Below are 4,191 nucleotides of genomic sequence, written 5' to 3' on the forward strand. Positions count from 1 at the left end.
TTGAACCGGTTTGGCGCGATAGATCGAACCCTGGGAACAGGGATGAGGGTCGGTCCATAGAAGTCTGAAGCGCAGCCTCAGCAATAGCGCATGCCGATCCCGGAGAAACACGCAGGGGTGCTACGCCGCACGTAGCACCCCTAAACGGAATCGTAGGCTTCAGGTACACTCCTGGCCTGACGGCGCTCTAGTTGTCGAGCACCTCATGCAGGGCTTGCTCCGCCAACTGCGGGTTAGCCTGGCCCTTACTCAATTTCATCACCTGCCCGACCAGGAATTTGATCGCCTGGATCTTGCCGGAGCGGTAGTCGCCGACGACCTTGGGATTGGCTTCGACGGCCTGGCGGGCAAAGTCGAGCACCACATTCGAGTCGCTGATCTGCCGCAGCCCTCTGGCGTCGACAATCGCGGCGGGGGCGGTGCCGGTGCGGAAGCTTTCTTCAAAGACCTGCTTGGCCGTGGTGCCGTTGATCGTGCCGCTCTTGAGCAGGCTCAGCAGCTCGCCGATAAATTCGGGACGAAGCCGCGCCGCAGCAGCGCCGATCGTTTCACCTCCGTCGTTGAGCAGCCGGAACAGCTCGCCGATAATCCAGTTGCCGACTGACTTCGGCGTGTGTTCTTTGGCGGCGGTGACAGCCGTCTCGAAATAGTCCGCGACCGCGCGCTCGCCGGTCAGCAGCAGCGCGTCCTGCGTGGATAGCTGGTAGTCGGCCTCGAAGCGTCGTCGCCGCGCATCCGGCAGCTCGATCAGCTCGGCGCGGCGCTGCTCGACCCACGCCTCATCGAGCGCCAGCGGCGGCAGATCGGGATCGGGGAAGTAGCGATAGTCGTGGGCGAACTCCTTTGAGCGCTGGCCGAGCGTGATGCCCTGATCTTCATCCCATCCGCGCGTTTCCTGCTGGAGCGTGCCGCCGCCGACCAGCACCTGCGTCTGGCGCTCGATCTCGTAGATCAGCGCGCGCTCGACGGAGCGGATCGAGTTGAGGTTTTTGATCTCGATCTTAGTGCCGAAGGTGGCGCTGCCTTTAGGCCGTACCGATACATTGACATCGAAGCGCATCGCGCCTTCGTCGAGGTTGCCGCTGTTCACGCCGATCCAGACCAGCATCTGGCGCATCCTGGCGCAGTACAGCTTCGCTTCCTCCGGCGACGCAATATCCGGCTCGCTGACGATCTCCATCAGCGGCACGCCCGATCGGTTATAGTCCACCAGCGAGCCGCTCTCGGCGTGGGTCAGCTTGCCGGTGTCTTCTTCCATATGCGCGCGCGTAATGCCGATGCGCTTGGCACCGCTCGCCGTTTCGATCTCCAGCCAGCCCTCGACGCAGATCGGATGGTCGTACTGGCTGCGCTGGTAGGATGATGGCAAGTCGACATAAAAATAGTTCTTGCGATCGAAGAACGTGTCGTGGTTGACCCGGCAGTTGAGCGCGAGGCCGGTCATGCCGATCAGCTCCACCGCGCGCTGGTTGATCACTGGCAGCGCGCCGGGCAGGCCAAGACATACCGGGCAGACATGCGTATTAGGAGCGGCGTTCGCGTAGTCGGCGCTACAGCCACAGAACATTTTCGAGTCGGTCAAGACTTGGGCGTGAACTTCCAGCCCGATGACCGCTTCATACTCCATAGTTGCCTCCATAGCTGGGCGGAATTATAGCATAGCGGCAATAGGAACAAAGAACAGAGAACAAAGGGCCGAGCAGAGGAACAAAAGAACAAGGAACCAGGGCTCCACTCCCTTGTTGGCTTGTTTCCTTGTTGCCGCATCTTCCCGGCACGGGGTACAATAGGGCTGTGACATAAGGAGATATTCATGGCTGAGCGTGTGCTCTATCTTGATCATGCTGCGACAACGCCGGTCGATCCGTCGGTACTTGAGGCAATGGTGCCATATTTTTCCGAGTGCTTCGGCAACCCATCGAGCGTCTATCGCCTGGGCCGCGCCGCGCTCCAGGCGCTCGACGATGCACGGTCGCTGACGGCTGAGGTTCTGGGCTGCGCGCCCAAGGATCTGGTGTTTACCGGCGGCGGCTCCGAATCCGATAATCTGGCGATCAAGGGCGCGGCGTTAGCGGCGCGCGAGCGGGGTAGAGGTCAGCATATCATCACCAGCGCGATCGAGCATCACGCCGTGCTGCACACCTGCGACTACTTGAAGGCGTTCGGCTTCGAGGTTACAGCGCTGCCCGTCGACAGCAACGGCCTGGTCGCGCCCGACGATCTACGCGCCGCGATTCGGCCCGACACGGTGCTGGCGACGATTATGTACGCCAACAACGAGATCGGCACGATCCAGCCGATCGCCGAGCTGGGCGCGATCTGCCGTGAGCGGGGTGTTGTCTTCCACACCGATGCGGTCCAGGCCGCTGGCGTGCTTCCGCTGAATGTGGATGATCTGAATGTCGATCTGCTCTCGCTGACGGCGCATAAGTTCTACGGTCCCAAGGGTGTCGGGCTGCTGTATGCGCGCCGGGGCACGCCGCTGCTGCCACAGATCAACGGCGGCGGTCAGGAGCGACGGCGGCGTGCTGGCACTGAGAATGTCGCCGGGATCGTCGGGTTTGCAGCGGCGTTGCAGCGCGCCGAGGAGCGCCGCGTACACTACGTCGCGCACTGCACGCGCCTTCGCGAGCGGCTGATCGACGGCATTGCCGAGCGTATTCCGCATGTCCGGCTCAACGGCGATCGTGTCCGGCGGCTGCCCAACAACGCGAATCTCAGCTTTGCCTATGCCGAGGGCGAGAGCATTTTGCTCTTGCTCGATCAGGCTGGTATCTGCGCATCCTCCGGCTCGGCCTGTACCAGCGGCTCGCTCGAACCCTCGCATGTGCTGATGGCGCTGGGCTTGGATGCGGATGTGGCCCATGGCAGCGTGCGCTTTACCGTCGGCAAGGATACGACGCAGGCCGATATCGACTATGTGCTGGAGGCGCTGCCGCCGATGATCGAGCGGCTGCGCAGCGTATCGCCGCAGTGGCGCAAGATGGCGATGTAACGGGGAGAGCAGAGCACAAAGAACACAGGAACAGGGGAACAAAGCGAGAACCAAGCACCGGAAACTTGAAACTTGAAACTTGAAACTCGCATCAGCGGAGCGAACAGATGGCTGAGGCTCGGATTCTGTACATTGCGACGGCAGAAGGGCTGGTGCAGCTAGCAAATCCTGGCAAGAGCGATCGGTGGCGCGAGATCGGGCGGGCGCTCACGGAGCAGGATCTTCGCGCGGTGGTGGCCTCGCCCAACGATCCGCTGCTGGCGCTGGCTGCCTCGTCCGCCGGGATCTCGCGCTCGGCCAATGGCGGCATGAGCTGGGATCTCGTGCTGGCGGAGCCGATCCGGTCGCTGGTCTTCGATGCCGCCGCGACGTTGTATGCCAGCGCCGAGCGCGGCACGCTGCTGCGGAGCGCCGATGGCTCCGATTGGGTGGCGGTTGCCCGTCTACCCGCGCCGATCCTGGGCTGGTCGCTGCTTGAGGACGGCACGCTGATCGGCGTGTCGGTCGATGGACGGCTCTATCAGCAGATTGGCGCGGAGTGGCAGGCGCGTGACGCGCAGGTGCTAGAGCCGCTCGCCATCACCGCCGATCCTTCCGATCCTGAGGCGCTGCTGATCGTCGGCACCCGCTCGCTGTACACGCCCCAGGGCGAGCAGCCACTACCCGCCGCCGCGACAGGGGCGCTGCTGATGCTGCGCGGCCAGCAGCCGGTGCTGCTGCTTGCAACTCACGAGGCCCTGCTGCGCTCCGACGATCGCGGCGCGACCGGGGCCCCGGTCGAGGGTCCAACCGGCGTAACGGTGCTGGTGACGCCGCCGCGCTTCATCGATCAGGTCTTTGCCGGTACGGCGCAGGGCGCGCTCTGGTTCAGCGCCGATCGTGGCCGAACCTGGGCCGAGCTACGCGCCGGGTATCCTGCGATTCATGGCGTTGCGTTCGCCCGTGCGCTGTAGCGCGTCGTTAGGCCGGGAACGAAAGAACCAAGCACTAAACGAAAGAGCAAACGAGGCCAGCAGGGCTCTGCTCTGGCCTCGTTTTATTGTGCCTGGCGGGCGAAGTTCGCGGCCCTAAATTTGGAGTATCGGTCAATCTGAGGTAGGATACCGGCTTCGTGGATCGCCACAATAGGACGTAGGAGCAGCGCATGACCGATCAACAACGAACAGACAACATTTTGTCGCTGGTACAAGTTTGGA

The 4,191-nt window shown here is 62.9% G+C and carries 3 protein-coding genes; 2 read left to right on the forward strand and 1 reads right to left on the reverse strand.

From position 1 onward, the window contains the following. Positions 1-187 precede the first annotated feature (187 nt). A complete protein-coding gene (gene gatB, locus VFZ66_00535) occupies positions 188-1,627 on the reverse strand; it encodes an Asp-tRNA(Asn)/Glu-tRNA(Gln) amidotransferase subunit GatB (protein ID HEX6287638.1) in 1,440 nt (479 codons plus the stop codon). Positions 1,628-1,813: 186 nt separating this feature from the next. Between gatB and nifS the strand changes: the two genes are divergently transcribed. Next, positions 1,814-2,995 carry a cysteine desulfurase NifS gene (nifS, locus tag VFZ66_00540; GenBank protein HEX6287639.1) on the forward strand — a complete coding sequence of 394 codons (1,182 nt, stop codon included), beginning with the start codon at positions 1,814-1,816 and terminating at the stop codon, positions 2,993-2,995. 107 nt (positions 2,996-3,102) lie between these two features. Beyond that, positions 3,103-3,948: a hypothetical protein gene (locus VFZ66_00545; GenBank protein ID HEX6287640.1), complete on the forward strand. Its 846-nt coding sequence runs from the start codon at positions 3,103-3,105 to the stop codon at positions 3,946-3,948. The last annotated feature ends 243 nt before the right edge of the window (positions 3,949-4,191 follow it).

This window comes from Herpetosiphonaceae bacterium (genome assembly GCA_036374795.1).
GTDB lineage: Bacteria > Chloroflexota > Chloroflexia > Chloroflexales > Kallotenuaceae > LB3-1.

Excerpts from the sequence above, each read along its gene's own strand:
- gatB (HEX6287638.1), bottom strand. The coding sequence starts at position 1,627 with ATGGAGTATGAAGCGGTCATCGGGCTGGAAGTTCACGCCCAAGTCTTG.
- nifS (HEX6287639.1), top strand. The coding sequence starts at position 1,814 with ATGGCTGAGCGTGTGCTCTATCTTGATCATGCTGCGACAACGCCGGTC.
- VFZ66_00545 (HEX6287640.1), top strand. The coding sequence starts at position 3,103 with ATGGCTGAGGCTCGGATTCTGTACATTGCGACGGCAGAAGGGCTGGTG.